The 14811-nt window shown below is 31.5% G+C and carries 18 protein-coding genes and 1 riboswitch; of the genes, 11 read left to right on the top strand and 7 right to left on the bottom strand.

Annotated elements, in window-relative coordinates:
- The first annotated feature begins 319 nt into the window (after positions 1 to 319).
- Both menE and menC read left to right on the top strand, forming a co-directional pair.
- Positions 320 to 1723: an o-succinylbenzoate--CoA ligase gene (gene menE / locus HMPREF2706_RS04885; protein ID WP_002434680.1), complete on the top strand. Its 1404-nt coding sequence runs from the start codon at positions 320 to 322 to the stop codon at positions 1721 to 1723.
- Positions 1720 to 2721 carry an o-succinylbenzoate synthase gene (gene menC, locus HMPREF2706_RS04880; RefSeq protein WP_049427393.1) on the top strand — a complete coding sequence of 334 codons (1002 nt, stop codon included), beginning with the start codon at positions 1720 to 1722 and terminating at the stop codon, positions 2719 to 2721. The genes menE and menC overlap by 4 nt, the downstream gene beginning before the upstream one ends.
- On the opposite strand, the gene yidD is transcribed toward menC, so the two are convergent.
- Positions 2718 to 2966, bottom strand: coding sequence for a membrane protein insertion efficiency factor YidD (gene yidD, locus HMPREF2706_RS04875; protein WP_029625717.1), 249 nt, complete (start codon positions 2964 to 2966; stop codon positions 2718 to 2720). The genes menC and yidD overlap by 4 nt on opposite strands.
- A gap of 70 nt (positions 2967 to 3036) precedes the next feature.
- Between yidD and ytkD the strand changes: the two genes are divergently transcribed.
- Positions 3037 to 3510 carry an RNA deprotection pyrophosphohydrolase gene (gene ytkD / locus HMPREF2706_RS04870; protein WP_049427390.1) on the top strand — a complete coding sequence of 158 codons (474 nt, stop codon included), beginning with the start codon at positions 3037 to 3039 and terminating at the stop codon, positions 3508 to 3510.
- Positions 3491 to 4276, top strand: a complete 786-nt coding sequence (locus tag HMPREF2706_RS04865; RefSeq protein WP_049427387.1) for an alpha/beta hydrolase family protein — start codon at positions 3491 to 3493, stop codon at positions 4274 to 4276. Before ytkD ends, HMPREF2706_RS04865 begins: the two co-directional genes overlap by 20 nt.
- A 77-nt stretch (positions 4277 to 4353) precedes the next feature.
- On the opposite strand, the gene pckA is transcribed toward HMPREF2706_RS04865, so the two are convergent.
- A complete protein-coding gene (gene pckA, locus HMPREF2706_RS04860) occupies positions 4354 to 5946 on the bottom strand; it encodes a phosphoenolpyruvate carboxykinase (ATP) (protein ID WP_002434740.1) in 1593 nt (530 codons plus the stop codon).
- Between the two features lie 155 nt (positions 5947 to 6101).
- Positions 6102 to 6213, top strand: a riboswitch (SAM riboswitch).
- A gap of 108 nt (positions 6214 to 6321) precedes the next feature.
- On the opposite strand from pckA, the gene metK reads away from it, so the two are divergent.
- The 3 genes from metK to HMPREF2706_RS04845 all read left to right on the top strand — a co-directional run bounded on the left by metK (position 6322) and on the right by HMPREF2706_RS04845 (position 9529).
- A complete protein-coding gene (gene metK / locus HMPREF2706_RS04855; protein ID WP_023350065.1) occupies positions 6322 to 7515 on the top strand; it encodes a methionine adenosyltransferase in 1194 nt (397 codons plus the stop codon).
- Positions 7516 to 7625: 110 nt separating this feature from the next.
- A complete protein-coding gene (locus HMPREF2706_RS04850) occupies positions 7626 to 8534 on the top strand; it encodes a nuclease-related domain-containing protein (protein ID WP_002434861.1) in 909 nt (302 codons plus the stop codon).
- Positions 8535 to 8689: 155 nt separating this feature from the next.
- A complete protein-coding gene (locus tag HMPREF2706_RS04845; protein ID WP_049427380.1) occupies positions 8690 to 9529 on the top strand; it encodes an aldo/keto reductase in 840 nt (279 codons plus the stop codon).
- Between the two features lie 77 nt (positions 9530 to 9606).
- On the opposite strand, the gene HMPREF2706_RS04840 is transcribed toward HMPREF2706_RS04845, so the two are convergent.
- The 3 genes from HMPREF2706_RS04840 to HMPREF2706_RS04830 are packed head-to-tail and all read right to left on the bottom strand — an operon-like array spanning position 9607 to position 10686.
- Positions 9607 to 9963, bottom strand: a complete 357-nt coding sequence (locus HMPREF2706_RS04840) for a fluoride efflux transporter FluC (RefSeq protein ID WP_023350066.1) — start codon at positions 9961 to 9963, stop codon at positions 9607 to 9609.
- On the bottom strand, positions 9960 to 10322 hold the full coding sequence (crcB, locus tag HMPREF2706_RS04835; protein ID WP_023350067.1) for a fluoride efflux transporter CrcB: 363 nt from the start codon (positions 10320 to 10322) through the stop codon (positions 9960 to 9962). Before crcB ends, HMPREF2706_RS04840 begins: the two co-directional genes overlap by 4 nt.
- A 55-nt stretch (positions 10323 to 10377) precedes the next feature.
- Positions 10378 to 10686 carry a hypothetical protein gene (locus HMPREF2706_RS04830; protein WP_002434733.1) on the bottom strand — a complete coding sequence of 103 codons (309 nt, stop codon included), beginning with the start codon at positions 10684 to 10686 and terminating at the stop codon, positions 10378 to 10380.
- A 292-nt stretch (positions 10687 to 10978) separates the two neighbouring features.
- On the opposite strand from HMPREF2706_RS04830, the gene HMPREF2706_RS04825 reads away from it, so the two are divergent.
- Positions 10979 to 11692: a transaldolase gene (locus HMPREF2706_RS04825; RefSeq protein ID WP_002434689.1), complete on the top strand. Its 714-nt coding sequence runs from the start codon at positions 10979 to 10981 to the stop codon at positions 11690 to 11692.
- 155 nt (positions 11693 to 11847) lie between these two features.
- On the top strand, positions 11848 to 12291 hold the full coding sequence (locus tag HMPREF2706_RS04820) for a hypothetical protein (protein ID WP_049427378.1): 444 nt from the start codon (positions 11848 to 11850) through the stop codon (positions 12289 to 12291).
- Here the strand turns inward: HMPREF2706_RS04820 and HMPREF2706_RS04815 are convergent.
- A complete protein-coding gene (locus tag HMPREF2706_RS04815) occupies positions 12278 to 12721 on the bottom strand; it encodes a competence protein ComK (protein ID WP_002434754.1) in 444 nt (147 codons plus the stop codon). The genes HMPREF2706_RS04820 and HMPREF2706_RS04815 overlap by 14 nt on opposite strands.
- Positions 12722 to 12740: 19 nt before the next feature.
- The gene (locus tag HMPREF2706_RS04810; protein ID WP_049427376.1) at positions 12741 to 13211 is read right to left on the bottom strand and encodes a sigma-70 family RNA polymerase sigma factor; all 471 of its coding nucleotides are present in this window, start codon (positions 13209 to 13211) and stop codon (positions 12741 to 12743) included.
- A gap of 208 nt (positions 13212 to 13419) precedes the next feature.
- On the opposite strand from HMPREF2706_RS04810, the gene HMPREF2706_RS04805 reads away from it, so the two are divergent.
- Together HMPREF2706_RS04805 and HMPREF2706_RS04800 are read left to right on the top strand one after the other, a co-directional pair.
- The gene (locus HMPREF2706_RS04805; RefSeq protein ID WP_002434817.1) at positions 13420 to 13638 is read left to right on the top strand and encodes a hypothetical protein; all 219 of its coding nucleotides are present in this window, start codon (positions 13420 to 13422) and stop codon (positions 13636 to 13638) included.
- Between the two features lie 315 nt (positions 13639 to 13953).
- The gene (locus tag HMPREF2706_RS04800; RefSeq protein WP_002434844.1) at positions 13954 to 14805 is read left to right on the top strand and encodes a peptidoglycan release complex glucosaminidase SagB; all 852 of its coding nucleotides are present in this window, start codon (positions 13954 to 13956) and stop codon (positions 14803 to 14805) included.
- Positions 14806 to 14811 lie beyond the last annotated feature (6 nt).

The raw sequence follows: 14811 nt of genomic DNA, 5'->3' as shown, positions 1-14811 counted from the left end.
CGACAGGAAACATCATTTCTTATCTTTACTAAAATACATCATTGTTATAACAAGCGAGTAAACAAAAAGAAAAATCATTATAAACGTTACCATATATGAGTTCCTCCTTTTATCTGTATGAATTTATTTTAATTATATATTTATATATTAATTCAACATAGTAAATCTTATTTAATATTATAACATTCATAAAGGTATAATTAATATATGCTTATCAAAAATAACGTGTTAACCCCCTATATATTTTAAGCTAAAGTACTGATAATTATGCAGTGAATCGTTATAATGAGTATTGTATTTAATTTTGGAGGAATGCGTTGTGGGTTATTGGTTAAAAGAACAATCACAATTAAATAAAGATAAAATTGCAGTGGCCACTGATGAACAATCGTTAACGTTTAGTGAGCTGTATGAGAAGGCTTATGATTTGGCACGCTACATTCAGTCACTTCATAAGAAAAGAGTAGGTTTATTTATTAAAAATGATTTAGATTCGGTCATTCTTATACATGCTTGTTGGATTGCTCAAATCGAAATAGCGATGCTCAACACGCGTTTAACTGAGCAAGAAATGAGAAATCAGATGAAATCAGTTCGTGTTGATACCATATTACATACGATGCCTCTAACAATGGAGGATTTTAAATTATACAACATTGAAGGTCTTAGAAATTTTGCACCTCAACAACTCCAATCTAAGCAATTCAATTTAGAAGATATTGCATCTATTATGTTCACTTCTGGAACGACAGGCCCACAGAAAGCTGTGCCACAAACGTTCCATAATCATTTAGCAAGTGCCACAGGTTGTAAACAAAGTTTAGGATTTGATCAACATACAAAGTGGCTATCAGTTTTACCTATTTATCATATTTCTGGTCTGAGCGTTATTTTAAGATCAGTCATTGAGGGATTCACGGTTCGCTTAGTTGGTAAATTTAATACTGATAAGATGCTTAATATTATTAAAGATGAAAACATGACGCATGTCTCACTTGTTCCTCAAACATTAAAATGGTTGATGGATGGTGGTCTTACACAACCATTCTCAATAGAAAAAATTTTACTTGGAGGAGCAAAACTTTCTTCTAATCTGATAGAGCAAGCACTTGCCAATCAGTTACCAATTTATAACTCTTTCGGTATGACAGAAACATGTTCGCAATTTCTAACAGCTTCACCTGAAATGTTAGCTCAAAAACATGATACAGTTGGTAAACCGAGTGATAATGTAAAAGTAAAAATTAAGAATCCTAATCAAGATGGTCATGGTGAACTTCTTATCAAAGGTGAAAATGTGATGAATGGTTACTTGTATCCTGAGAATTTGACTAATACATTTGAAGACGACTTTTTCAAAACTGGAGATATTGCTGAGATAGATGAAGAAGGTTTCGTAATGGTTTATGATCGTCGTAAAGATTTAATTATAAGTGGGGGAGAGAACATTTATCCATACCAAATAGAAACAGTTGCTAAACAATTTAATGAAATTTCTGATGCAGTATGTGTAGGTGTTGCTGATGATACTTGGGGACAAATTCCTGTGCTTTATTTTGTTTCTGAAAATGAAGTCAATAGAGAAGAATTGTTAAACCATTTTCAACAGAATTTAGCAAAATATAAAGTGCCTAAAGCCTTCTATCAAGTAGAGAATTTACCGTATACCTCTACAGGAAAACTACAACGTAGCAAAGTATCATATAAAGGAAACCAATTATGATTATTAAAGCTATTCAATTATACACGTATAAACAACCTTTCAAATCTCCCATTATTACACCTAAAGTTAAACTTTATGAACGTGAAAGTTTAATTGTTGAAATAGTAACCCAAGATAGTCAATCTTTTTATGGTGAGTGTAATGCGTTTACGACGAATTGGTATGATGATGAAACGATAGATATAGCAGTCCATACGCTCAATGAGTGGATACCTCAGCTTATTGACAAAGAATTTAATTCATTTAGAGAGTGGTCTGTTTATTTAGAGCAACTTGAGGAGACCCCAGCGACTCGTTCAGCTATCGTTATGGCAGTTTATCAAATGTATCATGAGTTATCATCTTTCTCAGTAACCTATGGTGCGACAATAAGTGGTTTAACAAATGAAAAGTTACATAAGCTTTATGAAACACAGCCACGTCGTGTTAAACTTAAGTGGTCTTCACAACTTGTTGAAGATATCAATGCTATACATCAAAATGATATTCATTGTGATTTAGCACTTGATGCGAATGAATCGCTGAATGTTGAATCATTTTCAAAGATTAGTGAGGTTAATCAAGCGAATATCATATATATTGAAGAACCGTTTAAATCATTAGAGAATTTAAATGCAATGAATGTGAGCGAATATCCACCTATAGCTATCGATGAGAAGGCGACTTCTATCAAAGATATTGTTTCAATTATTGAAAAATTTCCTATTCAATTAGTTGTTTTAAAGCCGTATAGATTAGGTGGTATTGATAAAGTTTTAGAGGCAATAGATATTTTAAAAGAAAAAAATATTAAATTTGTAGTCGGTGGCATGTATGAATTTGGATTAAGTAGATATTTTACAGCAATGTTAGCTAAAGAGGGAGATTATCCAGGTGATGTTACACCTTCCGGATATTACTTTGAAGAAGATTTAGTGAGAGATTCAGGCATTTTAAAAGAGGGAATGATTCATTTTATTCCCCCTAAAGTACAAAAAACTAAACTAACAAAACTTTAATGTTTATGTTCTGATGTCGATTGTTTATCTTTTTTTAATGGTACTGGATCGAAACCGCCTTTATGAAATGGATGACATTTCAAAATGCGGCGTATACCTAAATAAAGCCCTTTAAATGCACCATGATATTGGATTGCTTCTCTCGTATATTCCGAACATGTTGGATAAAATCGACAAGTAGGTGGTGTCAACGGTGATATAAAACGTTGATAAAATACAACTAGCGCTAGAAAAATCTTTTTTATCATGGTATTGCGCCTCCAACAAATTATTTAATAGATTTATTTTAACATAGTAAGAGGGGATGTGTGGATTGTGGAGTTTCGTGATAAAGACAATCGAACAGTCACTTTAAATTTTAAAACGAATAAGGATACGCCTAATGGTAATCACGTACTCACGATTCCAATATATAATCATCAACTCTTATTTACTCGACACAAAGTCCGTGGAATTGAATTCCCTGGGGGTAAAGTTGAGTGCGGTGAAACACCATTAGATGCGGTTTTAAGGGAATTATATGAAGAGACAGGCGCAATTGCCGAGAAATGTATTTATTTTGCGCAATATAAAGTTAACACAAATGATCATAGTACATTTCTTAAAGATGTATTTTTCATTGAAGTAAGTCATTTCATTGAAACTTCAACTTATTATGAGACAAATGGTCCATGTCTATTTGAAAATGTTTCCAACATACCTAAGGATAAGCAAAGTTTTTTAATACAAGATGCGACGATATTGAAATGTTTAGAAAGGGTGAGAGCGCTTGGATTTTACAAAAATTAAGAAAATGCCAATAGACGCTCATACGCATCATTTTGATGAAGTAACCTATAAAGTAGATGGATTAAATGTCAAAGCTTTAATGATGACACCAGTAGAACAAAATGTAATTCAACGTATAGTTATATATCTTCGCGGTGGAAAAGGACAAGTAGGTCGTGTAAGAGCTGCAAGATTAATGCAGTTTGCAAATGAACATACGCTAGTTATAGGGCCATATTATAGAGGTAATAATGGTAGTGAAGGTAAAGATGAATTTTATCGAGGAGATTTGAATGATGTAATACAATTAATTCGACTTTTACATGATAAGTATCCCTCAGCATATATTCATATGATAGGATTCTCACGTGGTGGACTACAAGGTTTATTAACCTTTCAAGACTTACCTGTAAATAGCTTCATCATATGGGGAGGCGTCTCAGATATTCATTTAATGTATGAGGAACGTGTTGATTTAAGAGGGATGTTAAGACGAATGGTGGGCCATCCTAAAAAAGATAAAGACGCTTATGAACAAAGAAACGCGATGAAAACCATTGATTCTACCAGCCCTCCTATATTAATTGTTCATGGAGGTAAAGATAAGCAAGTTGGCATTCACCAAGCTTATGATTTAGAAGAAAAGTTGACAGCTAAGAGGGTGTACTACGAAACGTTTTATCAACTAGATGAAGGTCATGTGCCACGACCTCCAGCAATGAAAGAAACATTATCTAAAATTCAACAATGGATGACCAATATTGAAGAAACTAAAAATAATTTGTGATATCAAATTTTAAATCAAGATAGAGATATATTAAAAAGGGTGAGACAAACGTCTCACCCTTTAATAATTGGAAATATTTATTTATTGAATGCACCTTTTTCAGCAATATGTTCTACTTCTGAACCAAACTTTTTAAAGTTTTCCTCAAATTGATTAATTAAGTCTTGAGCTTGTTCATGATATTTATTTGCATCACTCCAAGCGTTCACTGGGTCTAAAATAGTTTTTGGCACATCTTTAATTTCAACTGGGATATTTAAACCAAATGTTTCATCTTTTTTATATTCAGCATCTTTTAACTTTCCTGAAATAGCTTGGTTTACCATCTGACGCGTATAGTGTAAGCTGATTCGGCGTCCTACACCATATTTTCCACCAGTCCATCCTGTATTAACTAAATAAACGTCAACATCATGTTTATCGATTAATTCACCTAATAAATCAGCGTAAACAGTTGGATTTAATGGTAAGAATGGTGCTCCAAAACATGTTGAGAACGATGGTTCAGGCTCAGTTACTCCACGTTCTGTACCGGCTAACTTAGAAGTGAATCCACTTAAGAAATGATACATTGCTTGATCTTTGGTTAGTTTGGAAATAGGAGGGATCACACCAAAGGCATCAGCAGTTAAGAAAATGATTGTATTAGGATGAGCTGCTTTTGAGGGTAACACGATATTATCAATATGTTCGATAGGGTAAGCAGCACGAGTATTTTCAGTGAACTTATTGTCATCGAAGTCTACTGTACCATCCTCTTTTACGACTGTGTTCTCTAATATAGTGCCGTATTTAATTGCATCATAAATTTGAGGTTCTTTTTCTTTAGAAAGGTTGATTGCTTTGGCATAGCATCCACCTTCAATGTTAAATACACCATTTTTGTTCCAGCCATGTTCATCATCCCCAATAAGTTTTCGTTCTGGATCAGCTGAAAGGGTTGTTTTACCAGTGCCTGATAGTCCAAAGAATAAAGCGACATCACCTTTTTCACCTACATTAGCTGAACAATGCATGCTCATGATATCTTGCATTGGTAAAAGGTAATTCATTACTGAGAAAATACCTTTTTTCATTTCTCCGGCATATTCAGTGCCACCAATTAAAATGACTTTGTGCTTGAAAGAAATGATGACAAATGTTTCTGATTTAGTGCCATCTACTTCTGGATCAGCTTTAAAGTGAGGTGCTGATACAATTGTGAAATTAGGTTTGATATTTTTAGCTTCATCTTTAGATTCTGGACGAATAAACATATTATGCGCGAATAAATTATGCCAAGCCAATTCATTAATCACAGTTAATTTTAAACGTGAATCTTTGTCGCTTCCTGCATAACCATTAAATACGTATAATTCATCTTTTTTACCTAAATAATCTAGAACTTTATTATAAAGTTTTAAAAAAGTTTCCTCATCAATAGGTTGGTTAATGTCTCCCCAATCGACATTATCTCTGTAAGAAGGTTCAGTTACGATAAATTTATCTTTAGGTGAGCGCCCCGTATATTTCCCAGTACTTGCATTCACTGCACCTAATTCAGTTAATTTCCCTTCGTTATTATCTAAAATTTTATTGTATAGCTGAGTTGTTGAGAGTTGAAACTGTGTTGATGGTTTCTCTAGTAAATTTTTTATTTTTATTGTTTCTGTGTATGTGTCTACTGACATACTCAATCCCTCCAAAGCAATAGTAGTTATGTAAGCCTTTACATTTAAATAGTATAACACATTAATTTTATTAATCCACCGTTAACATAAGCATTTAATGAAAATCATAAATTGACATTGAACCTTGAATTCGGTACTATTATTCTTAACGGATTCTCTTATCCTGAGTGGTGGAGGGACATGGACCCAATGAAACCCAGCAACCTCTTTTATGATAAAGAAAGGTGCCAAACCGTTTGCAGACATATATCGTCTGAACGATAAGAGCGAATGGACGTTTAAGGGCCTTCTCTCTATCTTGATAGTGATGAAGGCTCTTTTATTTAGCTCTCAAATAAAAGAGAATTTTCGTAATTTATATTAAAGGAGCAAAACATGACTTATAATAAACGATTATTTACTTCAGAATCAGTAACTGAAGGTCATCCCGATAAAATTGCAGATCAGGTATCAGATGCAATTCTAGACGAAATTTTAAAAGACGACCCAAATGCGCGTGTCGCTTGTGAGACAACAGTAACGACTGGTATGGCGCTTATTTCTGGTGAAATTTCAACATCAACATATGTTGATATACCTAAAGTAGTGCGTGAAACAATTAAAAATATTGGTTATACAAGAGCTAAATATGGTTATGATTTCCAAACTATGGCAGTTTTAACCGCTATTGATGAACAATCTCCAGACATCGCACAAGGTGTTGATAAAGCGCTAGAATACCGTAATGAAATTTCAGAAGAAGAAATAGAAGCGACTGGTGCAGGAGATCAAGGGTTAATGTTTGGGTATGCCACTAATGAAACAGATACGTATATGCCATTACCAATTTTCTTATCACATCAACTTGCTAAACGTTTATCTGATGTGCGTAAAGATGAAATTTTAGATTACTTACGTCCTGATGGAAAAGTACAAGTAACAGTTGAATATGATGAGAACGATCAACCTAAACGTATAGATACAATTGTTGTATCTACTCAACATGCTGAAGATGTTGAATTGGAACAAATTGAAGCAGATATTAAAAAACATGTCATTTACCCTACAGTATCTGATGATTTATTAGATGCTGATACTAAATTCTTTATTAACCCTACAGGTCGTTTTGTTATCGGAGGACCACAAGGGGATGCAGGATTAACTGGGCGTAAAATCATTGTTGATACTTACGGCGGTTATGCACGTCATGGTGGCGGTTGCTTCAGTGGTAAAGACCCAACTAAAGTTGACCGCTCAGCTGCTTATGCTGCACGTTATGTTGCTAAAAATATAGTAGCTGCGGAGTTAGCTGATCAATGTGAAGTGCAATTAGCCTATGCCATTGGTGTGGCTGAGCCAGTATCTATTTCAATCGATACATTTGGTACTGGTAAAGTTTCAGAAGCTAAACTAGTTGAAGCGGTTAGAAATAATTTTGACTTAAGACCAGCTGGAATCATCAAAATGTTAGATTTAAAACATCCTATTTACAAACAAACTGCTGCATACGGTCATTTTGGCCGTACTGATGTTTTACTTCCTTGGGAAAAATTAGACAAAGTTAATTTACTTAAAGATGCGGTCGAATGATAACCATAGCTTTCAAAATTAAGAGAAATAAATATTAATTAAATGTCGAAAAATTGATTTTTTTCTATTATAATGAGAGTTATTGAAATGGTTAAAGGAGCGTTGTTGTGATGAGTTTATCTTCACCGATAGTTATAGGCTTAATCGTTGCAATTATTGTGGCAATTCTTTTCTTTATTCTCTTTTTAGTAGCGAATCACAGCAAAAAGAAAATTAAAAACCAAACAGAAGCCCAATATAAAGAAAAAGAGCAACATATGAAAGAATCTCATGAAGAAGCCTTAGAAAAAGAAAGAGTTGAAAATAAAAAGGCTGTCACAAAACAAAAAGAAGATTTTGATGCGACAGTAAGCAGTAAAGATAGAGAAATTGATGCATTAAAACTATTTTCTAAAAATCATAGTGAATATGTAACAGATATGAGATTGATTGGTATTCGTGAACGTCTTGTTAATGAGAAGAGAATTCGTCCTGAAGATATGCACATTATGGCAAATATCTTCCTACCAAGTAATGAATTTAATAATATCGAACGCATCAGTCATCTTGTTTTAACTAGAACTGGTTTATATATCATTGATTCTCAACTTTTAAAAGGTCATGTGTATAATGGTATTAGTGGTGCTCAGTTCAAAGAGTTACCAACAATGTCTCAAGTATTCCAAACACTTGATTTAGATGAATCTACACCTCAAACATTAGTATTAGATCAAAATGAAGATCAACAATCTTTATCATTTGTTAATTATTCTGAGAAGATTAAACATATTCAAAATCTTGCAGGTGATTTACAAAGTGAATTAAACACTAAATATACACCAACTTCAATTTTGTATTTTAATCCTAAAAATGATGGAGATGTTACAATTTCTAATTATAATCAGGCTTCTAATGTTAAGGTTCTAGTTGGGCCTGAACAACTCGATGAATTCTTTAATAAATTTGTATTCCATGGACGTATTCAATATAACGTGGACGAGTTACAAACTATTATGGATAAAATAGAGTCTTTTAATTAATTAATACAAACGTAAGAAATTGATTTTCTTACGTTTGTATTTTTTTATTTGAACAGGGTATAGAAATCTGAAGAGAGAAAATCATATTAATATTTTTACAGTTAAAATGAATCGTAATATGATAGACACTAAAGCATAGATGAGGAGTGAATATGATGGAAACAGTTCAATTTTATAATGGTAGAGAGATGCCTAAAGTAGGTTTGGGGACTTATAGAGTTGAGAATGGTGATCAATGTAAAGATGCTGTGAAACATGCTATTGAAAATGGTTATAGAAGTATTGATACAGCCAAAATATATGGTAATGAAGAAATGGTTGGTCAAGGGATAAAAGAAGGGCTAGCTTCTACAGGTTTAAAACGTGACGATTTATTTATAACTTCTAAATTATGGTTAGAAGATTATGGTCGTAATAATGTTGCACAAGCTTATGAAACAACCATTCATAAATTAGGTTTAGATTACTTGGATTTATATTTAATGCATTGGCCTGGAACAAATGAAGCAGTCATGATTGATACATGGCAGGGAATGGAAGATTTATACAAAGATAATAAAGTTAAAAACATCGGTGTAAGTAATTTTACTCCTGAAAATTTTGAAGCTTTACTCGCTCAGGTATCTATAAAACCTGTTATCAATCAAGTTGAATTTCATCCATATTTAATTCAAAAAGACTTACGTAAATATTTAGAAGCACAAAGCATCGTTATGGAATCTTGGTCTCCGTTAATGAATGCTAAAATTTTAGAAGATGAAACTATCAACGAAGTCGCAAATGAGATAGGTAAATCACCTGCACAAGTGATTATAAGATGGAATGTTCAACATGGGGTAGTTGTTATTCCTAAGTCAGTGACGCCGCATCGTATAGAAGAAAATTTAAATGTATTTGATTTTGAACTTTCTGATGCTCAGATGGAGAAAATTGATAGTTTAAATAAAGATGAAAGAATGGGACCGCATCCTGCCGAGTATAACGGGCATAAATAATAATGATTATAAAAAAGCACTCTGATACATGTATCAGAGTGCTTTTACTATGGTCTTTTTTTAAATAGTCAACAGTATTAAAGATGAAATCCTATATAACAAGCTATAAATCCAATTAAAAATTGCAGTAGTGAATATCCTATAAAATGACCTAGTTTAAAATTGGGTGTCATGAAATGAACTAATTCATTTGTAAGTGTAGAGAAAGTAGTTAATCCGCCTAGAACTCCTGTTATAAAAAATGGTGATATCCAGTCATTTGAAATTGAAGAACCCAATGTTATCCCGCCTAGAAAACTACCTAAAATATTAACTATTGAAGTTGCTATAGGAATAGCAGAATTGAATTTTTCATTACATATATTTGTTATAAACGCTCTAATTACAGCGCCTAAACCTCCACCTAACATAACAAGAAGGATAGCTAACTTCATAATTGACCTCCTATTTTAACTCCTAAGTAACAGAAAATGATACCTAGGATGTAACTTGTCAGTCCATATATGATAAGCATCATAAAATTGTGATGATCAAATAATTGGACGAGTTCGAATTGAAAAGTGGAGAAAGTCGTCAAGGCGCCTATAAACCCTGTTGTTATTGCTTTTTTAACTAGAGGATACTTTTTAAATAGGGTAATTGTCAAAGTGCCAATTAGTCCCATTAAAAAAGCACCTAAAAGATTGACTATAAAGGTGCCTAAGGGGAATCCCGAACTATCATTAAGCGTTGAAAAAGCGTAACGTAGTAATGCACCCAAAGCGCCACCAATAAATATATATATGTACTGCATGGGATTAACACCTCATTAACGTTTTAACATTTTAATTTTATTTTGTTACGTTTGATTAATTAAATATAAAACCAAATGTGTGTAGTGATGAAAGAATGTGTATCACAATAACTATAAATATAATTAAAGGTAGAAGTTTACTTGCTACTTTTATCCAATCTTTACTTTCTCTTGAATATTTAATTGATTTATCCGCAAAAATAATAGATAAAATTAAGATAATAATATTTACTATTGATGTAGCAACCATTAATTTCATAAATGAGCCTAAAATATGACTCAATAAAGAATTGTTAGTATTAAAGAAAAAACTAACAATAATCATAAGTATACTTAAGTAAAAGTATTTCTTAGAACGTGCCATACGTTGCCTCCTTGATTTACATCATTACAATATACTATCACATTTTATGAATATGAGAATAGTAAAAATAATTTGATCATTATTATAAAGATTAATGTCTCTTTTTAAACAGCGATTTTAAGGCATATCATTCGCTTGTGTGAACGGTGCATGTTATAAATATCTTATAAAGTTTTAATAATAACACGTGAAAGCTATAATTCTATTATAATTATAAATATACATACATATCTTGTTTTAAAATACTTATGAATTATCGTATTGAACGTATTGAGTTAAGGAGGAACAACAAATGACGAAGTTAAATGTAGAAGTATTTGCAGATGGCGCTGATATAGAGGAAATGAAAGCTGCTTATAATAATAAGTATGTTGATGGTTTTACTACTAATCCTAGTTTAATGGCTAAAGCAGGGGTGACTGATTATAAAGCATTTGCTGAAGAAGTAGTTAAAGCAATTCCAGATGCATCTATTTCTTTTGAAGTTTTTGCGGATGATTTAGAAACTATGGAAAAGGAAGCTGAAATCCTTAAACAATATGGTGATAATGTTTTTGTAAAAATACCTATTGTAACAACAACAGGGGAATCAACGCTTCCCTTAATTAAAAAATTATCAGCTGATAATGTGAGATTAAATGTCACAGCAGTTTATACCATTGAACAAGTTAGAGATATTACAAATGCTGTTACTGAAGGCGTACCTACATATGTTTCAGTGTTTGCTGGTCGAATAGCTGACACTGGTGTAGATCCACTACCTTTAATGAAGGAATCTGTTGAAGTTACTCATAGTAAAAAAGGTGTTAAGTTACTTTGGGCAAGTTGTCGCGAAGTGATTAATGTTATTCAAGCTGATGAAATAGGTGCAGATATCATCACATGTCCAGCTGATGTGGTCAAAAAAGTTAATTCAAATTTGGGTCGTAATATTGAAGAACTCTCAATTGACACAGTTAAAGGTTTCGCTAAAGATATTCAAAGCTCAGGTCTTTCTATCTTGTAAAGCTTAATTGTAGTTAATTTATAAAAGCAATCGATGAAGAAATAACACTTCATCGATTGCTTTTTCATTGAAGATTTTTAAGAGTGATTGCAACAGTATGATAAATAATTTATGATTTATAGTAATTATTAGATTTGAGGAGCGTACTCCAATTTATGGGCAAAAAGACGTTTAAAGAAAAGGTTCAAAAACAATTATGGTTTTTAAATAAAAAAGAAAAAGAACAATTGAATAAAAAGCTAAGTCAGTTAGATAGTGAAGATAATGTAGATTTTAATAAACCCATTCAGTTTTCTAATCGTTATCTCAAAAATCATATATACGAGCATAAAAGTACTACTTCAGGTAAAACCTTTATATTACTATTTAGTATTGTTGTAACATATGCTTTATTACTTGGATTATTTTTAACAGGTTTGATAACAAGTTTAACTTCAGTTCATTACTTTATTAATCCTAAAGTTGAATTATCTAGTTTATTAGTAATTATCATTTTAATAGCAGCAATCTGTATAATGATATTGAGCCTTTATTTAATTAAAATAATTACAGCATTATTTACAAAAAAATTACTAGAATTAAAATTTAATAAGCGCTAGTCTTTTCAATGATTTGAGCAAGAGTTAAACTTTCTTGCCATTTTTTGGATACCAGTGTATAGGGGATTTCAGTACGAAGTAGAGTCGTATTGTCGAAAATGATAATAGTAGAATCTACAGAAGAGTGAATTCCAATAATTTTACGTGCGTTAATAAAATATTTTATTGATGCACGTTTTTGTGTTAGTGGGAATAAAATTGTATCTCGATTGATATAGATAGGTATTAGTTTATTTATATTTAGTAATCTTTTAGCTTTTGACGATTGCACTTGTAATGAAGTGTGATTCAACTCAAGTAGATAGTGAATCATTTTCTGTGGTGTAAAGGGGACAGTGATATGATAGTCAGAGTATTGTATACGTGTTTCTGTCTCATTAGATATAGCAGTTTTTAAATAAAGTAAATGTCTCGTTGAATAAGTAGTCATGTTGTTCATTCCTTCATGGTTATTTAAGATTATTTAAACATTTTTGTTTAGTGGAGTTTTTAATTTTCTTTATAGAAGTTAGAGATAAATTCATGTGCTGGGCTATCTCATATTGTTTAAAGCCTTGAATATGAAGACGCAGCCATTGCGCTTCTTGTGGTTTGAGTTGATCAGAGAAGTCTTCTAACACTAAGTTAAAATCATTGAGGAGAATTGTAGAATCATAAGAATTGTGAAGATGGGCATCAAGAGTGATTTGATTGGATCTATTATTTTCTTTCCTAAAATGGTCTATTAAATGATATTTCAATCTCGTGAAGAGGTATGTACTTATCGAGGTTGATTTTTGTTCATCGTAATTTAGAGTGAGTTGCCACATTTTAATAAGTAAGAGTTGATAAAATTCATCATAATTATAAGTGATGTGATAGTGATTTAACAAATAATGAATAATTTTATTATAGTTTTTATAAACTTCTTCAAATTCCAAAATATGCACTCCTATTTATGTACATAAATATTATTTCCGGATAAAAAGAAGATAACTTACTTTATAAAAATTATCATTTGCGTAATTTTCCAATAAGGTGTTAAATAGTAAGCATAGACTTATTAAAACTCAAATAAAAAAGCATAAAATTGACATTAAAATGATAATTCAACATAAATAAATTTGGTATGCACTAAGGGAGGTTAATATGGATTACGCACACTTAAATTTAGAGCATTTTTTCGCACGTAACGATGATTTAGACGTAATTAGAGATCGTTCTGATTTCGTCATGATAAATAATTTTACTAATGAAATGAAGTATCGTGATGGTGAAATTGAAGGGACAATTGATTTAAATCAGTATTATTATAAAAATCGTTCACAAGCGGCTAGTTTTGTTATGATGGAATATAAAAAGTCTTAATTCATATAATATAAAAATCGAGGTTGCTTATCATCATTTAACGTTTTTTCTCATGATTAATACCCTTAATAATAGAGATTTATTGCTAGTTTTACGTTCTATTATTAGATGTAGACACTCATTTATTATCGAGTAATAAAAAATGATGAAGAAGTGAAACCTCTATTTTTATTTTTTAGTTTCATTTTTATTACTATTTATTTATGAATTTGTAACATTACCAATATAAAATTGTGAATCTGAATTAATAATGTTAAACTTTATTATCGTAATGAAACTGAATAGTTTAACAACAATGACCTAAGAGGTGTGACTATGATTAAGCACAAAAAGGGCTCTATCTTAGCTATTATAGGATTGCTAATAGTATTTGTTGTTGCTGCTGTTATTTTCTTTTCAATGATCTCTGATCAAATATTCTTTAAACATGTAAAGTCAGAAAAGAAAGTAATTAAAATCGATAAAACTCTAGATAAAGCAGCAAAGAAACAAATACATAACTATACGAGTCAACAGGTATCTAATAAAAATAATGATTCATGGCGTGATGCATCAGATGCTGAAATTAAAACAGCTATGGATAGTAGTGAATTCATTGATAATGATAAACAAAAATATCAATTTTTAGATTTATCAAAATATCAAGGTATAGATAAAAACAGAATTAAACGTATTTTATTTGATAGACCAGTATTATTAGAACATACTGATGACTTTTTAAATGCAGCTAAAGCTAAACATGTTAATGAAGTTTATCTCATCTCTCATGCGCTTTTAGAGACAGGTTCAGCTAAAAGTGAATTGTCTAAAGGTGTAGAAATCGACGGCAAAAAATATTATAACTTTTATGGTGTAGGTGCATTAGACAGTGATCCTGTTAAAACAGGTGCAGAATACGCTAAGAAACATGGTTGGGATACTCCACAGAAAGCTATATATGGTGGTGCTGATTTCATTCACAAACATTTCTTATCTCATGAAGATCAAGACACGCTGTATAGTATGAGATGGAACCCTAAGAATCCTGGTGAACATCAATATGCAACAGATATTAAATGGGCTGAAAGTAATGCAAGCATTATTGCAGATTTCTACAAGAACATGAAGACTGAAGGTAAATACTTTAAATTATATGTATACAAAGATGATAAAGAACATCAAAAATAGAATTTA

The organism is Staphylococcus sp. HMSC067F07, from assembly GCF_001837405.1.
Taxonomy (GTDB): Bacteria; Bacillota; Bacilli; order Staphylococcales; family Staphylococcaceae; genus Staphylococcus; species Staphylococcus capitis.
Note: the sequence above shows the minus strand (reverse complement) of the source record. Positions and strands in the feature narration are given on the sequence as shown.

Excerpts from the sequence above, each read along its gene's own strand:
- crcB (WP_023350067.1), bottom strand. The coding sequence starts at position 10,322 with ATGCAGTACATATATATATTTATTGGTGGCGCTTTGGGTGCATTACTA.
- HMPREF2706_RS04825 (WP_002434689.1), top strand. The coding sequence starts at position 10,979 with ATGACGAAGTTAAATGTAGAAGTATTTGCAGATGGCGCTGATATAGAG.
- HMPREF2706_RS04805 (WP_002434817.1), top strand. The coding sequence starts at position 13,420 with ATGGATTACGCACACTTAAATTTAGAGCATTTTTTCGCACGTAACGAT.
- HMPREF2706_RS04845 (WP_049427380.1), top strand. The coding sequence starts at position 8,690 with ATGGAAACAGTTCAATTTTATAATGGTAGAGAGATGCCTAAAGTAGGT.
- menC (WP_049427393.1), top strand. The coding sequence starts at position 1,720 with ATGATTATTAAAGCTATTCAATTATACACGTATAAACAACCTTTCAAA.
- pckA (WP_002434740.1), bottom strand. The coding sequence starts at position 5,946 with ATGTCAGTAGACACATACACAGAAACAATAAAAATAAAAAATTTACTA.
- HMPREF2706_RS04850 (WP_002434861.1), top strand. The coding sequence starts at position 7,626 with ATGAGTTTATCTTCACCGATAGTTATAGGCTTAATCGTTGCAATTATT.
- HMPREF2706_RS04800 (WP_002434844.1), top strand. The coding sequence starts at position 13,954 with ATGATTAAGCACAAAAAGGGCTCTATCTTAGCTATTATAGGATTGCTA.
- HMPREF2706_RS04830 (WP_002434733.1), bottom strand. The coding sequence starts at position 10,686 with ATGGCACGTTCTAAGAAATACTTTTACTTAAGTATACTTATGATTATT.
- metK (WP_023350065.1), top strand. The coding sequence starts at position 6,322 with ATGACTTATAATAAACGATTATTTACTTCAGAATCAGTAACTGAAGGT.
- HMPREF2706_RS04815 (WP_002434754.1), bottom strand. The coding sequence starts at position 12,721 with ATGACTACTTATTCAACGAGACATTTACTTTATTTAAAAACTGCTATA.
- HMPREF2706_RS04820 (WP_049427378.1), top strand. The coding sequence starts at position 11,848 with ATGGGCAAAAAGACGTTTAAAGAAAAGGTTCAAAAACAATTATGGTTT.
- HMPREF2706_RS04840 (WP_023350066.1), bottom strand. The coding sequence starts at position 9,963 with ATGAAGTTAGCTATCCTTCTTGTTATGTTAGGTGGAGGTTTAGGCGCT.